This is a genomic window from Hymenobacter actinosclerus (assembly GCF_900111515.1).
GTDB classification, from domain to species: domain Bacteria; phylum Bacteroidota; class Bacteroidia; order Cytophagales; family Hymenobacteraceae; genus Hymenobacter; species Hymenobacter actinosclerus.
On sequence record NZ_FOHS01000001.1, the window covers coordinates 834,753 to 858,734 of the forward strand.

General features: G+C 62.5%; 19 protein-coding genes. 16 read left to right on the forward strand and 3 right to left on the reverse strand.

From position 1 onward, the window contains the following. The first annotated feature begins 247 nt into the window (after positions 1–247). The 8 genes from BMY67_RS03630 (at position 248) to BMY67_RS03665 (ending at position 8,099) form a co-directional block, all read left to right on the forward strand. Positions 248–1,876, forward strand: a complete 1,629-nt coding sequence (locus tag BMY67_RS03630) for an acyl-CoA carboxylase subunit beta (RefSeq protein ID WP_092768350.1) — start codon at positions 248–250, stop codon at positions 1,874–1,876. Positions 1,877–2,347: 471 nt separating this feature from the next. Then, the gene (locus tag BMY67_RS03635; protein ID WP_092768352.1) at positions 2,348–2,917 is read left to right on the forward strand and encodes an ATPase; all 570 of its coding nucleotides are present in this window, start codon (positions 2,348–2,350) and stop codon (positions 2,915–2,917) included. Continuing rightward, positions 2,914–3,096 (forward strand): hypothetical protein, encoded by a 183-nt coding sequence (locus tag BMY67_RS19255; protein WP_092768354.1) that lies wholly within the window; start codon positions 2,914–2,916, stop codon positions 3,094–3,096. Before BMY67_RS03635 ends, BMY67_RS19255 begins: the two co-directional genes overlap by 4 nt. A 122-nt stretch (positions 3,097–3,218) precedes the next feature. After that, on the forward strand, positions 3,219–3,500 hold the full coding sequence (locus BMY67_RS03645; protein ID WP_092768356.1) for a type II toxin-antitoxin system RelE/ParE family toxin: 282 nt from the start codon (positions 3,219–3,221) through the stop codon (positions 3,498–3,500). Positions 3,501–3,511: 11 nt separating this feature from the next. Next, positions 3,512–3,808 carry a HigA family addiction module antitoxin gene (locus BMY67_RS03650; RefSeq protein ID WP_092768358.1) on the forward strand — a complete coding sequence of 99 codons (297 nt, stop codon included), beginning with the start codon at positions 3,512–3,514 and terminating at the stop codon, positions 3,806–3,808. Between the two features lie 155 nt (positions 3,809–3,963). Further along, entirely contained in the window at positions 3,964–5,139 is a 1,176-nt protein-coding gene (locus tag BMY67_RS03655) for a hypothetical protein (protein ID WP_092768360.1), read from the forward strand. A gap of 39 nt (positions 5,140–5,178) precedes the next feature. Further along, positions 5,179–6,987 carry a ubiquinone-dependent pyruvate dehydrogenase gene (poxB, locus tag BMY67_RS03660; RefSeq protein WP_245744863.1) on the forward strand — a complete coding sequence of 603 codons (1,809 nt, stop codon included), beginning with the start codon at positions 5,179–5,181 and terminating at the stop codon, positions 6,985–6,987. Positions 6,988–7,232: 245 nt separating this feature from the next. Then, on the forward strand, positions 7,233–8,099 hold the full coding sequence (locus tag BMY67_RS03665) for a transglutaminase-like domain-containing protein (protein ID WP_092768364.1): 867 nt from the start codon (positions 7,233–7,235) through the stop codon (positions 8,097–8,099). Between the two features lie 79 nt (positions 8,100–8,178). Here the strand turns inward: BMY67_RS03665 and BMY67_RS03670 are convergent, their stop codons facing one another. Then, positions 8,179–8,781, reverse strand: a complete 603-nt coding sequence (locus BMY67_RS03670; protein ID WP_092768366.1) for a redoxin family protein — start codon at positions 8,779–8,781, stop codon at positions 8,179–8,181. Between the two features lie 128 nt (positions 8,782–8,909). Continuing rightward, positions 8,910–9,563 (reverse strand): 4'-phosphopantetheinyl transferase superfamily protein, encoded by a 654-nt coding sequence (locus tag BMY67_RS03675; protein WP_092768368.1) that lies wholly within the window; start codon positions 9,561–9,563, stop codon positions 8,910–8,912. A gap of 182 nt (positions 9,564–9,745) precedes the next feature. Here BMY67_RS03675 and BMY67_RS03680 point away from each other — a divergent pair, with 182 nt between their 5' ends. From BMY67_RS03680 to BMY67_RS03715, 8 genes are all read left to right on the forward strand, one after another. After that, positions 9,746–10,663, forward strand: a complete 918-nt coding sequence (locus tag BMY67_RS03680) for a WD40 repeat domain-containing protein (RefSeq protein ID WP_092768370.1) — start codon at positions 9,746–9,748, stop codon at positions 10,661–10,663. Between the two features lie 218 nt (positions 10,664–10,881). Beyond that, positions 10,882–11,976: a DivIVA domain-containing protein gene (locus BMY67_RS03685; RefSeq protein ID WP_092768372.1), complete on the forward strand. Its 1,095-nt coding sequence runs from the start codon at positions 10,882–10,884 to the stop codon at positions 11,974–11,976. Between the two features lie 198 nt (positions 11,977–12,174). After that, positions 12,175–12,534, forward strand: a complete 360-nt coding sequence (folB, locus tag BMY67_RS03690; RefSeq protein ID WP_092768374.1) for a dihydroneopterin aldolase — start codon at positions 12,175–12,177, stop codon at positions 12,532–12,534. A 206-nt stretch (positions 12,535–12,740) separates the two neighbouring features. After that, entirely contained in the window at positions 12,741–15,248 is a 2,508-nt protein-coding gene (locus BMY67_RS03695; protein WP_143069683.1) for a TonB-dependent receptor, read from the forward strand. A 209-nt stretch (positions 15,249–15,457) separates the two neighbouring features. Then, the gene (locus BMY67_RS03700; RefSeq protein WP_092768378.1) at positions 15,458–15,877 is read left to right on the forward strand and encodes a BlaI/MecI/CopY family transcriptional regulator; all 420 of its coding nucleotides are present in this window, start codon (positions 15,458–15,460) and stop codon (positions 15,875–15,877) included. Further along, a complete protein-coding gene (locus BMY67_RS03705; protein WP_092768380.1) occupies positions 15,874–18,468 on the forward strand; it encodes a M56 family metallopeptidase in 2,595 nt (864 codons plus the stop codon). The genes BMY67_RS03700 and BMY67_RS03705 overlap by 4 nt, the downstream gene beginning before the upstream one ends. Positions 18,469–18,712: 244 nt before the next feature. Beyond that, complete coding sequence (locus BMY67_RS03710; RefSeq protein ID WP_177189671.1) at positions 18,713–21,301, forward strand: DUF5916 domain-containing protein; 2,589 nt, start codon at positions 18,713–18,715, stop codon at positions 21,299–21,301. Positions 21,302–21,464: 163 nt separating this feature from the next. After that, on the forward strand, positions 21,465–22,922 hold the full coding sequence (locus BMY67_RS03715; protein WP_177189672.1) for an alpha/beta hydrolase-fold protein: 1,458 nt from the start codon (positions 21,465–21,467) through the stop codon (positions 22,920–22,922). A gap of 55 nt (positions 22,923–22,977) precedes the next feature. Here BMY67_RS03715 and meaB read toward each other — a convergent pair whose 3' ends face one another. After that, positions 22,978–23,955 (reverse strand): methylmalonyl Co-A mutase-associated GTPase MeaB, encoded by a 978-nt coding sequence (gene meaB, locus BMY67_RS03720; RefSeq protein ID WP_092768386.1) that lies wholly within the window; start codon positions 23,953–23,955, stop codon positions 22,978–22,980. Positions 23,956–23,982 lie beyond the last annotated feature (27 nt).

A 23,982-nucleotide genomic window follows, 5' to 3' on the forward strand; every position in this document is an offset into this window, starting at 1 on the left:
TCTTTGGTTTTAAAGCGGTCTGAACTGAGTAGTAAGAACGGTCATGCTGAGCGAAGCGAAGCGGAGTCGAAGCATCTCTACCGCAATGCTAATTCTGTCAACTGGTTTACTTTGGCAACGCCAGCACGCGAGATGCTTCGACTACGCTCCGCTTCGCTCAGCATGACACGGTTCTTTTAGTCAGTTCAGCCAAACATCACCCAACTCACCACCCCATCCCACCCATCCCATTCCCACCCACCTTCCAATGGACCTCGAATTCAACAAGAACGAAGACAGCCTCAAGCAACTCATTTTTCAACTCAACCAGCGGTACAAGCGCGTGGCGCTGGGCGGCGGCGAGAAAAGCATGGCCAAGCACAAAGCCAAAGGCAAGCTCACGGCCCGCGAGCGAATTGAGTACCTGCTTGACAAGGATGCCGACACCGTGGAAATCGGGGCCTTTGCCGGCGACGGGATGTACGAGGCCGAAGGGGGCTGCCCCGGTGGTGGCGTGGTGGTGATGATTGGCTGGGTGCAGGGCCGGCAGTGCGTGGTGGTGGCCAACGACGCCACCGTGAAGGCGGGCGCCTGGTTTCCGATTACGGCCAAAAAGAACCTGCGGGCCCAGGAAATCAGCATCGAAAACAAGCTGCCCATCATCTACCTCGTCGATTCGGCGGGCGTGTACCTGCCCATGCAGGACGAGATTTTCCCCGACAAGGAGCACTTCGGCCGCATCTTCCGCAACAACGCCGTGATGAGCAGCATGGGCATCGTGCAGATGGCCGCCATTATGGGCCCCTGCGTGGCCGGCGGCGCCTACCTGCCCATCATGTCCGATGAGGCCATGATTGTGGACGGCACCGGCTCGGTATTCCTGGCCGGCTCCTACCTGGTGAAATCGGCCATCGGCGAGAGCATCGACAACGAAACCCTGGGCGGCGCCTCCACGCACTCCGAAATTTCGGGCGTCACGGATTACAAGTTTGAAAACGACGAGCAGTGCCTCGACCACCTGCGCAACATCTTCGATAAACTTGGCGGTCAGGCCACGGCCGGCTTCTCGCGCAAGGAGCCCGCGCTGCCCAAGGAAAACCTCGAGGAAATCCTGGGTTTGCTGCCCGCCGACCGCGCCAAGCCCTACGACATGATGGACATCATCAACCGGCTGGTCGATAACTCGGAGTTCGAGCCCTACAAGGACCTCTACGGCCAGACCCTGCTCTGCGGGCTGGCCCGCATTGATGGCTGGGCCGTGGGCATCGTGGCCAACCAGCGCAAAATCGTGAAAACCAAGAAGGGCGCCATGCAGATGGGCGGCGTCATCTACTCCGACTCGGCCGACAAGGCCGCGCGGTTCATCATGAACTGCAACCAGAAGAAGATTCCGCTGCTGTTCCTGCACGACGTGTCGGGCTTCATGGTGGGCTCGCAGAGTGAGCAGGGCGGCATCATCAAGGACGGGGCGAAGATGGTGAATGCCATGGCCAACTCGGTGGTGCCCAAGTTCTCGGTAATCGTGGGCAACAGCTACGGCGCCGGCAACTACGCCATGTGCGGCAAGGCCTACGACCCCCGCCTGATAGTGGCCTGGCCCACGGCCCAACTGGCCGTAATGAGCGGGGCGGCGGCGGCCAACACGCTGCTCCAGATTCAGGTGGCCTCGCTCAAGGCCAAAGGCCAGGAAATCACGCCCGAAGCCGAGAAGGAGCTGCTCGACACCATCAAGGCCCGCTACGAGGAGCAACTCTCGCCCTACTACGCCGCGGCCCGCCTCTGGGTCGACGCCATCATCGACCCCCGCGAAACCCGCACGGTTATTTCCCAGGGCATCAGCATGGCGAATCATGCGCCGATTGAGAAGGCGTATAATGTGGGCGTGATTCAGGTGTGAGGTTGAACGGCGGTAGCCTAAACCTCAAAACATTAAATGCTTTCCTATATGAAGATATTATGCCTTGGAATAGGATTCGGTTATATATTTTACATGTGCAACGGCTTTTTAATATTGACACCAAGAAAAAAGCCATATAATGCATTGTTTGACACGAAAACGTATTTAGCACATTTGGGTCTTGCTACTGTATTGGCTGCCCTCGGTTTTTGGTATTTCCCCAATGCCAGTTTGCAGACAACTTCGTGCTTTGTGCCGATAGTATTTCTGATTACCTTTCTTATTGTTGACAAGTTTGTTAAGCTGATAACCGGGCGGCATCTAATTATTGCTGACCGCTGGGATAGGAAGTCTACTAACTATAAGTGGTACGTTGATGGATTATTAAGCATTTTATTAATAAGTCTTTCACTGTGCTCACCATTTGTATTAGCAGGCTGCCTTCAGCCTAGGATTTAGTAAATATTAATTTTGAAAAATCTCTACATTCTGGCAGGCTGCAACGGTGCGGGCAAAACCACGACCGCCTATGCGCTGCTGCCGAATCTGCTGGGTTGTCGGGAGTTCGTGAATGCGGATGAAATTGCACGAGGTCTTTCGCCGTTTCAGCCCGAAACCGTGAGTGTGCAGGCCGGTCGGCTGATGCTCACGCGGCTGCGGGAGTTACTGGCGGCTGGCGAAACTTTCGCGCTGGAAACCACGCTGGCCACGCGGCACTACCTGGGCTTTATCCAAGAGGCCCGGCAGCGGGGCTACGTGGTGCATCTGTTGTTTTTCTGGCTGAGCTCCGTGGAGGCCGCCGTCGAACGGGTCCGGGTGCGGGTGCTGGAAGGCGGCCACAACATCCCGGAGGAAGTAATCCGACGGCGCTATGAGTTGGGGCTGCAGTATTTCTTTGGCCGCTATCAGAACGCTGTTGACAGCTGGACGTTTGTAGATAATACCAAGGGAAATCCAAAGAAAATAGCGGAATTCAATTCCGGACAACTTGTTACCTTAGACCCGGTAACATGGCAACTCCTAACAACCCGATACGCATGAATACGTCAGAGCAACCTACAGCTATGAGTCAGCGCATTCAGGAGGGCTTGGATGCAGCTTATGAAAATATGCTGGCCTTTAAACGCTACAAGAAAACGCCGGTCGTGATTGTGCGGGAAGGTAAAGTCGTAGAAGTATCACCGGACGAACTGCCATCCTCAAGGTCGAAAGCAGCCTGATTGCCTCATGGCTATTTAATTTACCCGGCCCGCCAGCTCCACCCGGAGCGGCGGGCCGCTGGCGTTTTGGCAGAATAAGAACGAATTGCTAACTTTAGGCGTTAGTAACGCAAGGCGAAAGTATGATTGTATCTTTTGGCTCGAAAGACACGGAGCGAATCTGGCTGGGTGAGCGGGTGGCAAAACTGCCGATAGAAGTGCAAACTGTTGGCCGTCGGAAACTGCGGATGCTGAATAACTCGCAAAGCCTGGCCGATTTGCGCATTCCGCCCGCCAACCGCCTCGAAAAGCTGGCAGGCAAGCTGAAGGAGTTCTACAGCATCCGCATCAACGACCAGTGGCGTATCATCTTTCAATGGCAGGACGGGCAAGCCGCCCAGGTAGAAATTCTGGATTATCATTAAGTATCAACCATATGGAAAAGCTACCCAACATCCACCCCGGCGAGGTGTTGCAGGCCGAATTTCTGGTGCCGCTGGGTGTCACGGCGTACCGGCTGGCGCGGGCCATTGGCATCCCGCAAACCCGCGTATCAGAAATCGTGCGGGGCAACCGGCGCATCACGGCCGACACGGCGTTGCGCCTGAGTCGCTTCTTCGGTACCACCCCGCAATTCTGGCTGGGTCTGCAAAACGACTTCGATCTGGAAGCCGAGCAGGAAGCCAAAGGCGCCGAACTGGCACGCATCGAAGCCTTTGCCCAGGCAGCCTAACCATTGCCGGGCGTTGTTTCTGCCGGCCCGCCAGCTCTACTCGTAGCGGCGGGCCGCAGGCGAGCCACCAGAATGCGGGGCTGTTGCGAGGGGGGCAGAGTCCCAAAAATCAAAAACGGCTGTAATTTGCTCGCCTTCCTCAATTCCTTTTTCTCATGGCCAAGAAAACCCCAGCGGCCCAGCCAGCCCTCGTGCATATTCCCACCGTGGGCAAGGGCACCGACTCGCTTTCCAAGGAGCAAAAGGCTTTCAACCGGCTCACCAAGCGCATTGGTAAGCTCGAAACGGAGGTAACCGAGTTTCGGGCCGCCGCCGACAAGCTGCGCCAGCGGGTGCAGAACGAGTACCGGCCCCTGCAAACCCAGCACCACGACCAGCGGGCCGCTATGGTACGGGCCCTGGGCCACGCCTACGAACACCAGAAGCTCACCAAAACCGAGCGCAAGAAAATAGTGGACCTAGTGGTGGACAAATGCGCCGACCTGCTCGACAGGGGCTACGACGACTTGGCCCCCATTTTCGACCTGCTCGACCCACCGCCCACGCCCGAAGAAGCAGCGGCCTTCGAGGCCGAAGAGGCCGACCTGGAAACTCAGACGGCCGAAATGATGAAGGAGATGTACCGCCAGCAGTTCGGCATCGAGTTCGAGGAAGGGGTGGACGTGAGTACGCCCGCCAAGTTCCAGGCCTACGTGGCCCAGCAGATGGCCGCTCAGCAGGAAGCCTATAATCAGCAGGAAGCCGAAGCGGAGGAACGCCGCGCCAAGCGCAAAAAGAGCCCCAAGCAGCAGGCCGCCGCCGACAAGAAAAAGGCTGAGGAGCAGAACATCACCCAGGCCGTGCGCACACTCTACATGGACCTGGTAAAGCACCTGCACCCCGACCGGGAGCCCGACGAGGCCGAGAAAATCCGCAAAACCGAGCTGCTGGCCCGCGTAACTACCGCCTACAAGGCCAACGAGCTGCTCACGCTGCTGCGCTTGCAACTGGAGCTCAACCGCATCGACCAGGCCCACCTCGAAAACCTGGCCGAAGACCAGCTGCGCTATTTCAACAAGCTGCTGCGCGAGCAGGTCCGGGAGCTGGACCAGCAACTGTTCGATGAGCAGATGGGGCTGCAAAGCTTCACTGGCAAGCCCTACTACTACACCTCCAGCCCCGCATCTATGGAGCTGGATTTCCTGCAAATGAAGGCCAGTCTGGAGCAGCGTATTCGGCAGTTGGAGGCCGAGGTAACCGCCTTTGGCCACGACCCCAAGGCCCTCAAGGCGTTCCTCAGGGACTACAAAATTCCCAAGGCCGGCTCGGCCCCCCGGTTCATTCAACTCTAGAAACTGGCCGGGGCGAAACGCTCGTCTGCCCGGGCAGCTATGGTTTCCGGTACTGGCCTCTGGCATATCCTGGCCCGCCGCCGGCCCGTAGAGGTAGGTGAACCTTCAGGAAGCAAGACGATGGGCAAGAAATCAGTAGCAGAAATTTTGGTGGATACCTTGCAGGCGGCCGGCGTGAAGCGGGTGTACGGCCTGGTCGGCGACTCGCTCAACGGCATCACCGACGTCATCCGGCAGCGCGACGATATCGAGTGGGTGCACGTGCGCAACGAGGAAGTGGCGGCCTTCGCGGCCGGGGCCGAGGCCCACCTCACGGGCGACCTGGTGGTGTGCGCCGGCTCCTGCGGACCAGGCAACACCCACCTCATCAACGGCCTCTACGACTGCCACCGCAGCCGCGTGCCGGTGCTGGCCATTGCCTCCCAGATTCCGAGCTTCGAGCTGGGCACCCAGTATTTCCAGGAAACCCACCCCGAGCGGCTGTTTCAGGAATGCAGCCACTACTGCCAGCTGATTGGCAGCGCCAACCAGGCCGTGCGCACCATCGAAATAGCCATCCAGACGGCCCTCACCAAGCGCGGCGTGGCCGTGATTGTGCTGCCCGGCGACGTGAGCTACGAGGAAACCGAAGCCCCCGAACCCCGGCTGCCGGTGCTGCACCGCCGGAGCGCCCTGGTGCCCGACATGGCCGACATCCGGGCCGCCGCCGACCTGCTCAACACCGCCGACCGGGTAACGATTATGGCCGGCGCGGGCTGCGCCGAGGCCCACGCCGAGCTGCTGGCGGCCGCCGAGGCCCTGGGCGCGCCGGTGGTGCACGCGTTGCGCGGCAAGGAGTTCGTGGAGCCCAACAACCCCTACGACGTGGGTCTGAGCGGGCTGCTGGGCTTCACCTCGGCCTATAAGGCGCTCATGGACACCGACGCGCTGCTCATGCTCGGCACCGACTTTCCGTACCAGCAGTTTTTGCCCCAGGAGGCCCGCACGGTGCAGGTGGATGTGCGGGGCGAAAACATCGGCCGCCGCACCCGCGTGGAAGTGGGCCTGGTGGGCGACGTCGGGGCCACGCTGCGCGCGCTGCTGCCGCTGCTCAACCACAAGCGCGACCGGGACCACCTTACGAAGGCCCAGGAAAACTACCGTGAGGCCCGCCAGGACCTCGATGAACTGGCCACCGGCAAGCCCGGCGACACCAGCATGCACCCCCAGTACGTGGCCCGCCTGCTGAACGAGCACGCCGCTGAGGATGCCATTTTCACCTGCGACGTGGGCACGCCTACCATCTGGGCCGCCCGCTATCTGCAAATGAACGGGCAGCGCCGGCTGCTGGGCTCCTTCAACCACGGCAGCATGGCCAACGCCGTGCCCCAGGCCATCGGCGCCCAGCTCACCTACCCCGGCCGCCAGGTAATTGCCATGGCCGGCGACGGAGGCTTTGCCATGCTGCTGGGCGAGCTGCTCACACTCAAGCAGCTCAACGTGCCCGTGAAAGTGGTGGTGTTCAACAACCACAGCCTGGCCTTCGTGGAGCTGGAAATGAAGGCCGCCGGCCTGCTCGAATTCGGCACCGGGCTGGAAAACCCCAACTTCGGGGCCCTGGCCGAAGCCGCCGGCGTGCGCGGCATCCGCGTAACCGACCCCGCCGGTTTGCCCGCCGCCATTGCCGAAATGCTGGCCCACCCCGGCCCGGTTATCCTCGATGCCGTGGTGAAGCGCTCGGAGCTGTCGATGCCGCCCACCATCGAGGCCGCCCAGGTGAAAGGCTTCAGCCTCTACGCCCTCAAAGCCATCATGAGCGGCCGGGGCGACGAAATTTTGGAGTTGGCCAAAACGAATCTGCTACGCTGAACTGGTAGCGCGAAAATCTGTTTCGCGACGAGCGAAGCGAGTTCCTACGCGTAAGCTGACGTTGCAAACGCGTAGGAACTCGCTTCGCTCGTCGCGAAACAGATTTTCGCGCTACAGCTATTGTCAACCGAACAATCTTCCCTGACCAAGCTGTTACCTATCGGCAACCTGCGCCGGCAAAACCGCGTCGGTTGTCTGTATTCGCTTTCTTTGCCCGTTCCAGCTGCCGCCCGCTCTTTCCTTCCATGACCAACCGCGAAATCAAAGCCCTCATTTCTCTGCTCGACGACCCGGAAGTTGCCCCCCAGGTGGAGGACAAAATCCAGACGCTGGGCGAAACCATCATTCCGTTTCTGGAGGAAAGCTGGGAAGAAAGCCTCGACCCGCGCCAGCAGCAACGCCTCGAAGACCTGATTCATCACCTACAATTCGAGGGCCTGCAACAGCGCTTCCGGGTGTGGCGCGAATCGGGGGCCGAAAACCTGCTGGAGGGCATGTGGCTACTGAATTCCTACCAGTACCCCGATGCCGACTTCCAGAGCCTCAACCGCGCCATCGAACAGCTGCGCTTTGAAGTCTGGACGCTGCTGCAACCCGAAATGCACCCCGCCGACCAGGTGCAGACGCTCAACCACGTGTTTTTCCGGGCGCATAAGTTCGCGGCCAACACCCAGAACTTCCACTCGCCGGCCAACTCCATGCTGCACCGGGTGCTGGAAACCAAGCGGGGCAATCCGCTCACGCTCTGCGTAATTTACCTGTTGGTGGCCCAGCGCCTCAAGCTGCCGGTGTTCGGCGTGAACCTGCCCAACCTGTTCGTGCTCACCTACCAGCTGGAGCCGCCCCTGGAGCCCTTCTACATCAACTGCTACAACCGCGGCCTGGTACTCTCGCGCACCGACATCGAGCACTACGTGCAGCAGCTCAACCTCACGCCCAACGACATCTTCTTCGAGCCCTGCAGCCACCTCGACATCGTGCGCCGCGCCCTGCGCAACCTGCAGGTCAGCTTCGAGAAACTGCAGGAACCCGCCAAAGCCGTGGAAGTGGGCCAGCTGCTGGCCCTGCTCACCGACGACCCGCAACTCTCCGACGCTGACCCCAACGAGTAAGGAGCAAAGCTTCAAACGGCCACGGCCGGCCTGCGCACTGGCGCAGGCCGGCCGTGGCCGTTTGAAGGGAAACAGCTAGTTAAAACCGCTTGATCAGGCAGCCGGCGGCACGTTTGTCGGCTACGCCGGCGGCGCGGCCGGCCAGCAGGTTGTCGAGCACCTGGGCCACGTACTTTTCCTTCACGTAGTTTTCCACCTGCGGATTATCGTCGATGGCGCCCTTGTAGCGCACCGCAAAACCACCGCCAACGGGCTGCAGCACGATAACCTCGGGCGTTTTGGTGGCACCGAGCAGTGTGCTCACGGCCTGGCCCTCGTCGGTGAGCAGCGCGAGGGTACCGCCGCCGGAAGCCTTCACTTTCACCTTCTCGGTGGCATCAGTGGCGGCCTCCACGTTGATGGGCGTATCGATGAAGAGGAACTGTACGCCCTTGCCGCTGTAATCGGCGTTCAGGGCAGCCAGGCGGTTCTGGTAAAGTGTGGAGAAGGGGCAGACCTGGCTCACGAACACCACCACTATGGCCTTGCTGCCGGCGTAGCTTTTCAGGCTGACTTCGGTGTTATCCTGCTTGAGGTTGAAATCAGCCACCGAGCGGCTGCCCTGGGCGCGGGCCGACGTAACGGCGAAGACACCGAACAGCAGCGCGGCGGCGGCAAGCAGGGAAATGCGGCGGAAAGACATAGGACAGTTGGTGAGGTAATGGGCAGTGGGATGGTGAGCGTACGTTCGGGGCCTCTGGGGGCAGTAAGGTGAAAGATGAGCAAGTTGCGCCAGTGCAGCGTCAGCTCCCTGTTTCGCTACTCGCTGTTTTATCTTTCCTCTACGCAATACGTGAGCACATACTCGGGGGTGGGCTGAAAATAATGAATCTGGTGTTGGCGGCGGGAGTTTTCAAGTAGCAGGTGTCCCGTCAACACACCGGCCTCCCGTCGCTCAAACGGATTGAGCAGTAGCTGCTCTTTGAACACCAGCCCCCGGCGACTATGCAGCTTATAAAGCGTTTCCTTGGCACTCCAGTACAGGCAGTGCTTGGTGGCATCGTCGCCGGCGTCGGCCTGTTCGGTTTCCGATAGAAACCGCCGGGCCAGCCGTTGGGCTTTGGGGCGGATCAGTTCAATATCTGTGCCAACGGCCTCGCTGCCCCTTGCTACCAGCGCCGCCACCCACTCGCCCGAGTGCGACAACGACACGCCCAAGGCCGGCAAACCGGCAAAATAGGGCCGGCCGTTGGTGTCGTTTTCGAGCGGCGTGGGCGCGTCGGTCAGCTCGCGCAACAGCTGCTGGGCCAGCACGCGGGCCGCCAGCCATTGCCGGGCCCGCAACTCGTCGCGGCCCTCGGGGAAACGGGCCAGGTAGTGCGCCGGGGTGGGCAGCTGCTCCCAGAGCGCAGCCGCCGGCTCCGTCAGGTGCCACAGCCCCAGCAGGGCCGTGGCGGAAACAGGAGACAGGGAGTGCAGCGGCATAGATGGTGATTCGGTGGTTTGGTGGGCAAAGATACTCTCATCCTGAGCGGAGCGAAGGACCTGCTTGATGGTAGCACCACCGCAGCAACGACTGGTTCCTGCTTTACAAGCTCCTTCGCTCCGCTCAGGATGAGAGTATCTTTGCCCACCAAATCACCAAATCACCAAATCACCAAACCGCCGTGCGCCCGACTGTTCAGAAACTCGCCGCCCTCACCGGCCACCGCGACTGCGTGTATGCCCTCACTGGTACGGTGGGGGAGGACGTGGTGTATTCTTCCGGGGCCGATGGGTTGGTGGTGGCCTGGAATGCGGCCGCGCCCGAGCAGGACGGCGAGCTGGTGGCCAAGGTGGAAAACTCGGTGTACGCGCTGTGCCGGCTGCCGGAGCGCGACTTGCTGGTGCTGGGCCACAACTTTCAGGGCGTGCAGGTGATTGATTTAGCCGATAAGAAGCTGGCCTTCGCCACCGCCCTGCCGCCGGTGGCCATCTTCGATATCTGCTACTCTGAACCCCGGCAGCGCCTGTATGTGGCCCTGGCCGACGGCACGCTGGCCGTTTTAAATACCACCGATTTCCGGCTCGAAACCCTGCAGCGCGTTTCCGACAAAAGCCTACGCTGCCTGGCCCTGCACGAGGGCCGCAACGAGCTGGCCGTGGGCGGCTCCGACTGGCAGCTGCGCATCCTCGACGCCGATTCGCTGGCCGTGAAGCACACCATCAGCGAGGCCACCAACTCGGTATTCACCTGCGCCTACTCGCCCGATGGCGCCCACCTGCTGGCCGCCGGCCGCGACGCCCACCTGCGCACCTATGATGTGGCCGCCAGCTACGCGCCGCTGCGCACCGTGGTAGCCCACATGTTCACCATCAACCACCTCATCTTCTCGCCCGATGCCCGCCTGCTGGCCACCTGCAGCATGGACAAGAGCATCAAGCTCTGGGATGCCGCCACCGGCCAGCTGCTGCGCGTGGTAGATAAGGCCCGTAACGCCGGCCACGGCACCTCCGTGAACAAGTTATTTTGGCCGGGGAGCCAGAATAGGCTAGTTTCGTGTAGCGACGACCGTAGTCTGGCGGTCTGGCAGGTGGGTTTTTAGGGAGGAGCTAGGAGTTAGAAGCTAGGAGCTGGAATTAATAGTCTGGCTGATTGAAATAGGGGCCAGTTGAGAGGCCTCCGACCTGCTTTCTGACTTTGCCATTAACTTCATTTGCCTTCTGCTTCTATCTGCTGACTTCTCACTCCTAGCTCCTCAAAATAGCTGCCTCACTGCTCACCCGCTTCTATCTCCTGGCTTCTAACTCCTAGCTCCTCAGAATGAAAATCACCGCCCTCGATATCCGGCAGCAAACCTTTGGAAAAGCCCTTCGCGGCCTGGATAAGGACGAAGTGCAGGCCTTTTTGCAAACCGTTTCGCAGCAGTGGGAGCGGATGGGCGACGAAAACCGGGAGCTGCGCCTCAAGCTGGAGCACGCCACCCAGGACGTGAGCAAGATGCGCGAGGTGGAAACCAGCCTCTACCGCACCCTCAAAACGGCCGAAGACACCGGCAAGAGCATTGCCGAGCAGGCCCAGCGCGACGCTGAGCTGCGCATCCGTGAAGCCCAGTTGCAGGCCGAGGAGCTGCTGGCCGCCGCCCGCCAGAAGGCCCGCGCCGTGGTGGAGGATGCCTACCAGCAGGCCGAGCGCACGGTGGCCGATATGAAAAAGGAGGCCAATGCCCTGGGCCAGGAGTGCCAGCGGCTCGAAAACCTGCTCGACGGCCTCACCCGCGACCTGCACCACCTCGCCTCCGATGCGCTGGATAAAGTGGAAAAAGCCCGCGCCCGGCCCAAAAGCGGCGCGGCGGCCATCCTTTCGCGGGCCGCCAGCGTAAAGGTGAGCCGGCCCCCTGCGGCCGATGAACCTTCTACGCCTGACGCCTCACCTGCCATGCACGTTTCCACTGCCGCCACCGCCTCGGCCGCCGCTATTGCGGCCCCGGCCGCGGCCCGCCTCGACTCATCGGCCACCGCGCCGGCCGAAAGCCGCGCTGCCCAGCCCGCCACCACCGGCTACAACCCCAAGCCCGGCCAGCAGCCCGACCCAAGCCAGGAGCCCGAGCGCCCCACCGGCCCCAGCAACCCCGACCAGCAGCCCGGCCCCGAAATCGAGCGGCCCGGCGCGCCGGCCGAAAACCCCGGCATCTCGCCCGCACCCCACATCGACCCGCCCGGCCCTATGCGCGTGCCCGACCCCGCGCCGCCGCGCGTAGAGCCCCCGGCCCCCGACATCCGGCCAGTAGGTCCTAGCCAGCCCGAAATTCCGCAGCCCGCGCCGCCCATGCACCCCGGCCAGCCGGGCATGGCGGCCGCGGCCCCGGCTGCCGCCCCGGCCGCGCTGGGCGAACGGTCGTTCTTCGACGACATTTAAGCGCTGATTTTCGCTGCTCAGGTTGATTCCGCTGATTTCTGACGTGATTCGGCCTGATTGCTTTTCAAACGACGAAGCCTGCCTTTTGGGGCGGGCTTCGTTGTGTTAGCACCGCGAGACTTCCCGCAGCAACTCACGCATTCACCGAGTCACTCACTCGCTCAAACTCACCACCTCACTATTTCACCACCTCACCTTATGGGCCAGATTGCACTTGAAGGCATGGAGTTTTTCGCCTTCCACGGATATTATGATGAGGAGCAGAAAATCGGCAATAAGTATGGCATCGACCTGTTCATCGACACCGACCTGCACGCGGCCGGCGCCTCCGACCAGCTGCGCGAAACCGTGAACTACGAGGTGCTCTATCGGGTGGTGACGGAGGAAATGCAGGCGCCGGCCCGCCTGCTCGAACACCTCGGCCACCGCGTGCTCGACCGGGTGCTGGCCGAGTTTCCCTACGTGAACGGCGTGCGCGTCAGCGTTTCGAAGTTCAACCCGCCGCTGGGCGGCATCTGCCACCGGGCCCGCGTTACGCTGGAGCGCCGCCGGGAATAGGGTATAAGGGCACGGATATATAGGTGTGGTATAGTTTATTGCCGCCAGAATCGTTAGCTGAGCGCTTGCGCCGGCATTATGGTGCCCGGGCTATGCCGGTGGCAGCCGCCTGGCAGGGCCATATTTTTTTGTGATGCCAGGCAACCCCGGTTCGGGGTACGGCCTCTAGGCTTCATCTTTTCGTTTCTTTATTTCGGGTTTTGATTATGCGTTACTTCTATGTGTGGGGATTGACGGGGCTGCTGAGTGGTCTGGTTTCCGCCGCGGCCCACGCCCAACAGGCTCCGGCAACTGCTGCCGGCGTGGCCGGGCCCGGCCGCCTCACGGGCGCGGTGCTCGACTCGCTCAAGGGCCAGCCGGTGCCCTACGCCACGGTGGTGCTGCTGCCCCCCGATGCCACTGACAGCAAGCCCGTAACCGGCGCGGCCACCGACGAGCAGGGCCGCTTCGTGCTCGATAAGCTGACGCCCGGTGCCTACCGCCTGCAGGCCAGCTTTGTGGGCTACGCGACCCGCACGCGGCCCGTAACCGTGGCGGCCGGCACCACCGAGGCGGGCAGCTTCCGGCTGCCGGCCGCCGGCACCACGCTGGGCGAAGTAGTGGTAACGGCCACCAAACCGGTGGTGGAAGTGCGCCCCGACCGCCTCGTGTACAACGCCGACCAGGACCTAAGCAACGCCGGCGGCACGGCCGCCGACGTGCTGCGCAAGGCCCCGCTGCTGGCCGTAGATGGCGACGGTAACGTGAAAATGCGCGGTTCAGGCAATTTCCGGGTGCTTATCAACAACAAGCCCTCGCCCACGCTGGCCAAAAACCTGGCCGAGGCCCTCAAAAGCATTCCGGCCGAGCAAATTCAGAGTGTGGAGCTGATTACGACCCCACCCGCCAAGTACGACGGCGAGGGTACGGCCGGCATCATCAACATCGTGCTTAAAAAAGGCGTGCAGCAGAAAGCCAATGGCCGGGTGAGTGCCAGTACCGGCAACCGCAACACCAGCCTCAACTCCTCGCTCAACTTCCGCACCGGCAAGCTGGGCTTCACCTCCTCATTGGGCGGCGGACTGTGGTACAACCCTGGCTGGAGCAACCGCGAGCGAACGAGCTTCGACGAAAGCGGCACGGCCACCAGCCTGCTGGAGCAGAACAGCGACGTGCAGAACAACGGTGGCTGGTACTACGGCTCGGTGGGCCTCGATTTCGACCCCGCCGAATATCACAGCTTCTCGCTAGCCGGCTCGCTCAACGGCTGGGGCGGCACTTCCGACCAACTGCTCTACAGCCGGACCACGCCGCTGGTAGGGGCGTTGGGCGAGCAGTTATTCGTGCGCGACAACAGCAACCGTTTCTCGGGCCTCAACACCGAGCTTACAGGCACCTACACCCGCACCTTCGCGCAGAAGGGCCGCGAGTGGAGCGTGCTGGGCCAGTACGCGGGCAACCCCAGCACCAGCGGCTACGATTTCGAGCAGTATGCCGGCCATTTGGGGCCGCTGAATCCGGGGCAGACCAGCTACCGCGAGCGAAGCCGCGGCCGCCAGCCCGGCTCCGAAAGCACCATCCAGACCGATTTTGTGCAGCCGCTGGGCAAGAAGGAGCAGAAGCTTGAAACCGGCCTCAAGGCCATCTGGCGCACTACCGGCTCGGTGGTGAGCGTGGACAGCCTGCGGCGCGGCACCGGCGAGGCCATCCGGCTGCCGGCCCGCGGCACCGACTTCGACTACCAGCAGAACGTGCAGGCTGCCTACGCCACTTACTCCTTCGGCCTAGGCAAGAAAGTGAGCATGAGCCTGGGTGCCCGCTTGGAGCGCACGGCCCTGGAGGCCGATTTCCGCACGACCGATACGGGTTTCAAGCGCAGCTACTACACGCCCCTGCCCAACGGCAACGCCCAACTCAAACTCAGCGAGGAAAGCAGCCTGCGCCTGGCCTACAGCCGCCGCATCACCCGGCCCTACATCTACTACCTCAACCCGTTCCGCGATGTATCGGACCCCAACGTGGTCAGCTTTGGCAACCCCGACCTGGACGCCGAGCTGACCGATTCCTACGAACTGAGCTACAATACGAGCATTAAAACGGCCTCGCTGAGCGTGTCGGGCTCGGTGCGCCGCACGGGCAACGCCATCGAGCAGGTGAGCCGGCTGCTGGACCCCACCCGTAGCCTGACCGAGCAGACCTACCGCAACGTGGCGGCCAATACGTTTTACGAGCTGAACGTGTATGGCTCGGTGAAGCCGGCCAAAGGCTGGGACTTGAGCGGCGGGCCCAACGTGCGCTACGTTACGCGCCGGAGTACCGCCCTGAACCTGCGCCGCCAGGGTGTCACGGCCGGCCTTAACCTGAACACGTCGTACAAACTACCTAAGGAGTTCACAGTGCAGGCCTTCCTGTACGGTTCATTGCGCGAGCCCGAAATCCAGGGTACCGGCTCGGCCAACCTGTTTTACTCGCTGGGGGCCAAGAAAACGTTCTGGAAGGAGCGAGCCGACCTCACGCTCAACGTCACCAACCCCTTCAACCAGTACTGGGCCTACCGCAATAGCCTGCGCACACCCTTTTTCGAGGAAGCCAGCGAGTATCAGGCGGCCAACCGGGCTGTTCGCCTGAGCTTCGGCTACCGCTTCGGCGACGCCAGCGCGGGCGGCCCCAAGCGCCGCAAAACCATCAGCAACGACGACGTGAAGGGCGGCAGCCAGCAGGGCGGGCAGCAGTAGAGGTTGCGAAGCCACAAGCTCCAAGCTCCAAGCTTCAAGCGACAAGCTTTCACGGTGTTTCTACCGACAGAACGAAGCTTGCTACTTGAGGCTTGGACCTTGCAGCTTAATAAATACGATTTATTTCGTACTATATATTTGGTTATACGACAGGTTTCGTATATGTTTGAAGTACGAATAATGTCGTACCTTTTATTGGTTGATTTCTAATGGCTAAGAAGATGATACCCAAGCCCACCGAATCGGAGCTGGAGATTTTGCAGGTGCTCTGGCAGCACGGCCCCAGCACGGTGCGCTTCGTGAACGACGAGTTGAGCCAGCGCCGCGAAGTCGGCTACACCACCACCCTTAAGCTGCTGCAGCTGATGCTGGAGAAGGGCCTGGCCCTGCGCGACGACGACGCCCGCACCCACGTGTACCGGGCGGCAGTGCGCGAGGAGGAAACCCAGGGCCTGCTGCTCGACAAGTTCGTGGATGCCGCCTTCGGAGGCTCGGCCATGAAGCTGGTAATGCAGGCGCTGGGCAACCGCCGCACCTCGCGCGAGGAGCTGGCCCAGATCCGCCGCCTGCTCAACGACATCGAGATTCAAAACGACTCCAACCCACCCGCTAACGACCCTGCGCTATGACCTGGCTCGATCAACTGCTGCCTCCGGCCCTGGTGCGGGCCCTGGGCTGGACGCTCATTCATTCGCTCTGGCAGGGGGCCGTAGTGGCGCTGGCGCTGGCCGGCCTGCTGCTGGTGTTGCGCCGCCACGCCGCCCAGGTGCGCTACCGCACGGCGGCGGCCGCGCTGCTCACGCTACTGCTGCTGTGCGGCTTCACCTTTGGGCGCTACTATTATCAGGCGCCCCCGGCGATGGTGGCGGCCGCTGCACTAAGTCAGGCCGATGAAGCCGGCACGACGCCACCGACAGCGGCCGCAACCGCCCTGGCAGCCAGTCCGGCCGTTGGTCTGGCCGCGCCGGGCTGGCTGGCTTCGTGGCAGGCGTATTTCGATGCCAACCTGCCGCTGCTCGTAACCGTGTGGCTGATGGGCCTGCTGGTGATGCTGCTGCGCCTGCTGGGCAGCCTGGCCTACGTGCAGCGCCTGCGCCGCTACCGGGTGCAGCCGCTGGCCGCCGAGTGGCAGCAGCGGCTGGCCGCCCTGGCCGACCGCGCCGGCCTGAAACAGCGGATCGAGCTGCTCGAATCGGCGCTGGTGAAGGTGCCGGTGGTGGTGGGCCACCTGCGGCCGGTGGTGCTGTTGCCGCTGGGTACCGTTACGGGCCTGGGCACGGCGTACCTCGAAGCGGTGCTGGCCCACGAGCTGGCCCACGTGCAGCGCCGCGACTACCTGCTGAATCTGCTGCAGGCCGTGGCCGAAACCGTACTGTTTTACCATCCGGGCGTGTGGTTTATGGCGGCCTGCCTGCGCACCGAGCGCGAAAACTGCTGCGACGACGTGGCCACGGCCCTGATTGGCGGCAACCCCCTCACGGTAGCCCGCGCCCTGGCCGCGCTGGCCGAGTTAACGGCCGCCCCCGCACCCGCCGGGGCCGGGCTGGCACTGTCGGCGCTGGGGCCCGATGGCTCGGTACTGGGCCGTATCCGGCGGCTGGTGCAGGGCCGGCAGCGCCCCACGTTTGCTGAGGGCTTTATGGCCGCCTGCGTGGTGCTGGTAGGGTTGGTGGTGCTGAGCACCGCCGTGGCCCTGGCCCGCCCGGCGGCCACTTCGCTGGCTACTGCGCTGGCCAAACCGGCCGCCGCGCTGCGCCGCGCCACTACGCCGGCCCCGCTGCAATCGGGCGCGGCGCTGGCGGCTGCTCCGGCCGCTGTACCAGGAGCCGCAACGGCCCCCAGGGAGGCGCTGCGCATTCTCAGCGTGTCGGCCGCCGGGCAGGCGCGGGCCCGTCTGGGCAACACCGAAGTGAGCTTCGACACCACCCGCAACCCGCGGCTCATGCGCTGGTCGCGGGCCGGCCGCCGGGCCGGACCCGACGAGGGCACGGTGATTATCAAGCGCGACAAGAAGGGCCGCCTCACGGAGCTGCTAGTGGATGGACAGCCGGTTGACATTGCGCCCGCCCGCAAAAAAGGCGACCAGGTGGACATCGTGCAGCTCAACAGCCGCCCGAACCAAGCCACCGGCGCCGCGCCAGGCAGTAGCCAGCAGCGCATGGAAGAGCTGGCCTCGCGCCTGAACCGCGCGGCCCTGAGCGGCAGCTCGCCCAGTGCCGCCGACGCGCAGGAACTGTCGGCCCTGGCGCTGGCTGAGGGGCAGAAGGCGCTGAGTGAAACCAATGTCGATGCAATAACCCGCGACGCGCTTAGTCGGGTTGATTTTGAGGGGATTACCCGCGACGCTTTCGCCCAGGCAGAAAAGGAACTACAGGCGGCCGCTAAAAGAGCCCGCACCGACGAGGAGCGGGAGGCAATTGAGAATCAGCTGGAAGAGCTGCGCGACCGGCAGCAGGACCGGCTACAGGAACTGCGTGAACGGCAGCAGGACCGCCAGGACGACGCCCAGGACCGCCGCGACAGAGAGCAGCACCGCCGCGACCTGGACCAGCAGATGCGGGACCGGCAGCAGGCTTTCCGCGACGCCGACCAGGCCCGCCGCGACGTTGACCAGGCGAAACGGGACGCCGAGCAGGCCAAGCGCGACGAAGCCACCAATGCCCTCTTGCGGGAACTGCGCAAGGATAACATCATCCAGAACACCAACAACCTGCAGTTCAGCCTTTCGGCCAGCGCGCTGACGGTGAACGGGAAAAAGCAGCCCGCCGCCGTGCAGCAGAAGTATCTGCGGCTGGTGGAGCAACTCCAGGGCCGGCCGCTGCGGGGCAACTACAACCTGAACTACCAGACCTCGGGCTCAACGACCAGCACTGTTACCGGGTCGGCAAATGGGCGTCGGACTCCGCCCGCCCCACCCGCACCCCGCGCGGCGCCCACTGCCGTGCCCGCGGCGCCACCGGCCCCGCCCCAGGCGCTACCCGCTCCACCACCGCCACCGCCGGTGCTCACGACCGATGAAATCCGGGCCGAACTGCGCCGCGACGGACTGATTGGGGCGAGCGATAAGGGCTTCCAGTTCCAGCTCAACAACAAAACCATGACCGTAAACGGCCAGCAGCAGCCCGCCGCCGTGGCCGACCGCTACCGCCGCCTGCTGGGCGTGGAGCCCGGCACCGCTGGCAAAAGCAGCCGCAACATTCAGATTTCGGTGAGTGAGTGAACAAATGAATCTGCGCCGGCCGCCGCTGCAACGGCGGCCGGTTTTTATTGTGAAGTTTCTGTGAAAACAGGCAACGGTTAGCCCACCCATTCCATCTATGGCGGCAGACCGCCGGTCCGGTAGCTAGGGTGCTCTTTTACCCCGGTCCGGGATTTTAGGAGCGGGCCGGTTCATTGTTTTTCTGCTGTTTGGTTTAATTTTTTTACTCTCTCGTCGTCTCGTCGTGAAGCTTTATCGTGCCCTGTTGGGCCTATTTTTATTGCTGCTGCTGGCCGGGCCGGCGCACGCCCAGAAGTCGGCGGCCAGCGCCAAAGCCGCCGCGGCCGACAGTGCCGCGCGGCCAGCCGCCAAACGCCAGCTGCAGGCCACCCGTATTTCGGAGGCTATTAAAATCGATGGTGACCTGGACGAGGCCGGGTGGCGGGAAGCCCCGGTAGCTACCAACTTCGTTGAGACCCGGCCCACGCCCGGCCGGCCCGAAAAGCATGCCACCGAAGTGCGCCTGCTCTACGACGATGCCGCCCTCTACATCGGGGCCGTGATGCACGATGTGAGTCCCGATTCCATCTTCCGCGAATTAACCCAGCGCGACGATCTGGGCAACACCGACTACATCGGCGTTTTCCTCGACACCTACCACGACAAGCTCAACGGCTACGGCTTCTTCCTGACGCCCGGCGGCGTGCAGCTCGATGCCCGCTACTCGCCCGCCGGGGGCGAAGATTTCAACTGGAACGCGGTGTGGGAAAGCCGCACCCAGCTGCGGGGCAACGACTGGATTGCCGAAATCCGGATTCCGTACTCCGCCATCCGCTTCAGCGACGCGGCCGAGCAGGTCTGGGGCATCAACTTCGCCCGGCAGCGCCAGAGCACCCGCCAGCAGTTTTTCTGGAACGAGGTGAAGCCCCAGGTAGACGGCCTCATCAACCAGTTTGGCGAGCTGCGGGGCCTGCGCGACATCAAGCCGCCGCTGCGCCTTTCGCTCACGCCCTACGTTTCCACTTACTTCAACCACTTTCCCTACAACGAGCAGGGCAAGCGCAACAGCAGCACCAGCTTCAACGGCGGGGCCGATGTGAAGTGGGGAATCAACGAAAGCTTCACGCTCGATGCTACGCTGGTGCCCGATTTCGGGCAGGTGCAGAGCGACAACCAGGTGCTCAACCTCTCGCCCTTCGAGGTGCAATACAACGAGAACCGGGCCTTTTTTACCGAGGGCACCGAGCTGTTTAACAAGGGCGGGCTGTTTTACTCGCGCCGGGTGGGCGGCCAGCCATTGGGCTTCGACGACCTGGACGGGCGGCTGCGGAAGCGGACAACCGACTCCGATGGGCAAATCCGGCAGGGCGAATACGTGGTAAGCAACCCCGGCATCACGCGGCTGCTGAACGCCACCAAAATATCGGGCCGCACCAAAAACGGGCTGGGCGTGGGCCTGTTCAATGCCCTGAGCAACGATGTGTACGCCACCGTGCAGGACAGCACCACCGGCCAGCGGCGCGAGGTGCTGACCCAGCCGTTTTCCAACTACAGCATTTTTGTGCTCGACCAGAGCCTCAAAAACAACTCCTACGTTTCGCTCATCAATACCAACGTAACGCGCCAGGGCAGCACCTACGACGCCAACGTAACCGGCGGCCTGTTCCGGTTCGCCGATAAAAGCAACCGCTACGCCCTCAAGGGCCAGGCCAATTACTCGCGCCGCCGGGGCCAGGTGTTTGGCTCCACGGAGCAAGTTGACAACCGCGACGGATACAAGTATTCGCTCGAACTGGCCAAAATCAGTGGCAACTGGAACTGGAGCGTCAACCACGGTATCGAGTCGGACACCTACGACCCGAACGATTTGGGCATTCTGTTTTCCAACAACTCCATCAGTCAGGAGGCATCAGTCAGCTACAACAAATACGAGCCGTTCTGGAAGGTAAATAACTTGCGCACCAACATTGGCCTCTATCAGACCCTGCTCTATAAGCCGACGCGCCGCCAGGATGTGGGCTTCTACTCCAGTTTCAACACCACTTTCACCAAGAATTTTTTCTCGTTGGGCGGTAACCTGGATGGTAGCCTGGTCCAGCACGACTACTTTGAGCCCCGCCGCCAGCCCCTGGGGGAATACTACGTGCGCGTTCCGGCCAACATTGGCCTGAATGGCTACGGCAGCTCCGACTACCGGAAAAAATTCGCCTACGATATCAGCCTAGCCGGCCGTTGGTACGCCGCCGACGGGGCCCGCACCGGCCGCAATGGCTACGATGTGGGCCTTAGCCCGCGCTACCGTGCCACCAACCAACTCTCGTTTCGCTACAACTTCAATTTTTCCCAGCGCCACAACGAAATAGGCTACGCCGGCAGCCTGAGCGACCAGCAGGTGGCTGATCGGCCCTTCATTCAAAACGGAGTGGCCGACGTGATTCTGGGCCGCCGCCGCCGCACCACCACTACCAACACGGTGTCGGCCAGCTACACGTTCACCAACCGCATGTCGTTTACCGTCCGCACCCGCCACTACGTGAGTGTGGCGCACTACCGCGACTTCTCGCGCCTGAACCCCGGCGGCGAGGAGGAAACCGTGGACTACCGCCGCAACCGCGACAACAGCTTCAACGCTTTCAATGTGGATGCCGTGTTCTCGTGGTGGTTCGCGCCCGGCTCGCAGATAACGGTGGTCTGGAAGAACGCCAATGCCAGCTACCTGGCCGGCGACGAAACCCTGCCGCAGTACTTTACCAACTTCAACAACACGCTCAACACGCCGCACAACAACTCGGTATCGGTGAAGGTGCTCTACTACCTCGACTACCTGACGCTGCGCCCGAAAAAGCGGGGGTAGGAGCCGTGGAGAAACGGGCCTGTTGCTGCCTAGTAGGAATAAATACCTGGCTATTCTGGATGTAATATAGCTCTTGCACATGGAGCACTGGCCGAGGCTTGCTTCAATTTTAAGGCCCGCGTTGGACCAGTGCGCTACTTTCTGCCCTGTTGATTCCCCACTTATGAGACGTACGATTCTCCTGCTGTTGCTGCTGCTGAGTTGGTCGGAGGCGCGCGCCCAGCAATTTGCCGTCAGCTACACGCCGGGCGCTTATAGCGGGCCGTTCACCGGTAATGTCATTCTATACCTCTCGCGCCGCAATGCGCAGCCGAAAGACCAGCCGGGCTGGCCCTGCTACCGGCTGGCCGTGCGCAACGTGCGACCGGGGCAGATCATTACGTTCTCCGATTCGGCCCTTTCGTATCCTACGCTGCTTTCGCGGCTGGAGCGCGGCAGCTATTACGTGCAGGCCGTCTGGGATTTAAACCGCGAAGGCCGCATCATCGGGCAGAGTACCGGCAACCCCTACAGCCTGGCGCGCCAGGTAATGCTGGGAGCGGCCGACGAAACGTTCCGGCTGGTGTGCGACCGGGCGGTGCCAGCGCCGGTGTTCGTGGAAAGCACCTTTTGCAAGGAATTCAGGTCGCCTTCGGTCCTGCTGACCCGCTCTCAGGGTAAGCCCGTGTCGTTGAATGCGGCCGTTATTCTGCCCGTTGATTACCACCGGCACCCGCGCCGCCGCTATCCGGTGCTATTCACGGTGGGCGGTTTCGGGGGCGACTACCATCACTATTCGCGTGCGGTGAGCACCGACACGCTGCCCGCCACCCCAATTGATACAATGGCCTGCATCCGGGTGTATCTGGATGGGGCCTGTTCGTTGGGCCACAGCGTGTATGCCAACAGCGCCAACAACGGTCCGGTCGGCGACGCCTTCACCACCGAGTTCCTGCCCCTGCTCGACCAGCACTACCGCACCAACGGCGCCCGGCTGTTGCGTGGACACAGCAGCGGTGGTTACACCGTGGTGTATCTGCTCACGCACTACCCGCGCCTGTTTGCCGGCGGCAACGCCAGCGCCCCCGACCCGGTCGATTTTCACCGCTTCGAGCTCACCAACCTCTATACCGCCACTAAACGCGTGGAAACGGTGGACTCCGTGACTTACGGCGAGCTGCTGCCGGTGGCGGCCGCTTACGACCGGCCCAACATCATGCACCGGCTGGAAGACATTATCTACCGGGGCGAGCAGGAGGTATCATTTGATGCGGTGTTCAGCCCCAAAGGCCGCAGCGGGCTGCCCCGGCCGCTGTTCAATTCCACTACCAACGTGCTCGACCGGCGGATTTTTGCGCACTGGCAGCAGTATGATTTAACGCGCTACGTGCGCCGGAACTGGCCCCGGCTCCGGCCCGACCTCAACGGTAAACTGCGGATTTCGGCCGGCAACGAGGACAGTTACTATCTCAACTTCTCAGCCATGCTCATGGAGCAGGAAATGAAGAAGCTGGGCGCCGATATGCCGTTTGCCTACTATCCCGGCGACCATTTCAGCGTGATGACCCCGGAGTACAAGGGGGCAGAAATCAGGTGGCTGAAAAAGACTTATCTCAACTGGCTGACCCAGCACCCGCAGTGACGCTGCTGGCCGCGAAGTAGGGGGCGGGGCTTGCCTCCGTAGACCAAATCCTCCTTTACAGCCCCAGCAACTCCCCGGCCGCGCCGAAGGCCGATTTGCGGCCGTCGCGCACGGCCTGCTCGATGGCGGCCAGCTGCTCGCGCACGGCGGGGCGCTGGTAGAACTGGGTTTCGAGGCTTTGGCGGATGGTTTCGTGCAGCCAGTGCAGGTTCTGCTCCTGGCGGCGCTGCCCGAAATAGCCGCTTTCCTGCGTTTGCGCCACGTAGCGCGTGATGATTTCCCACACCGTGGGCACGCCCTGGCCGGTGAGGGCCGAACTGACCGTTACCTCGGGAACCCAGCCGCTGGGCGACAAGGGGTACAGGTGCAGCGCGTTCTGGTACTCGCGGCGGGCCCGGCGGGCGGCCAGCTCGTTGCCCTGGTCGGCCTTGGTGATGCTGATGGCGTCGGCCATTTCCATGATGCCCTTTTTGATGCCCTGCAGCTCGTCGCCGGCGCCGGCCAGCATCAGCAGCAGGAAGAAATCGACCATGCCGTGGACGGCGGTTTCGCTCTGGCCCACGCCCACGGTTTCCACGAAAATAACGTCGTGGCCGGCCGCCTCGCACAGCAGCAGGGCCTCGCGGGTGCTGCGCGTGACGCCGCCCAGGCTGCGGCCAGCCGGCGAAGGCCGGATGAAAGCGGCCGGGTGGGCCGCCAGCTCGTTCATGCGGGTTTTGTCGCCCAGAATGCTGCCGCCGCTGCGCTGGCTGGTGGGGTCGACGGCCAGCACGGCCAGCCGGTGGCCTTTCTCGCGCACCAGGTGCAGGCCCAGGGCCTCGATAAACGTGCTTTTGCCCACGCCCGGCACGCCCGTAATGCCCACCCGCACCGAGCGGCCGGCGTGGGGCAGCACGGCGTCGAGCACCTGCTGGGCCAGGGCCTGATCAGAGGGTAAGGTGCTTTCCACCAGCGTAATGGCCTGGCTGAGACGCACGCGGTTGCCGGCCAGAATGCCCTCACTATACTCGGAAGCGGAAAAACGTTTAGGCACGAGGAAAGCAGGGTAGAGCGTTATCTT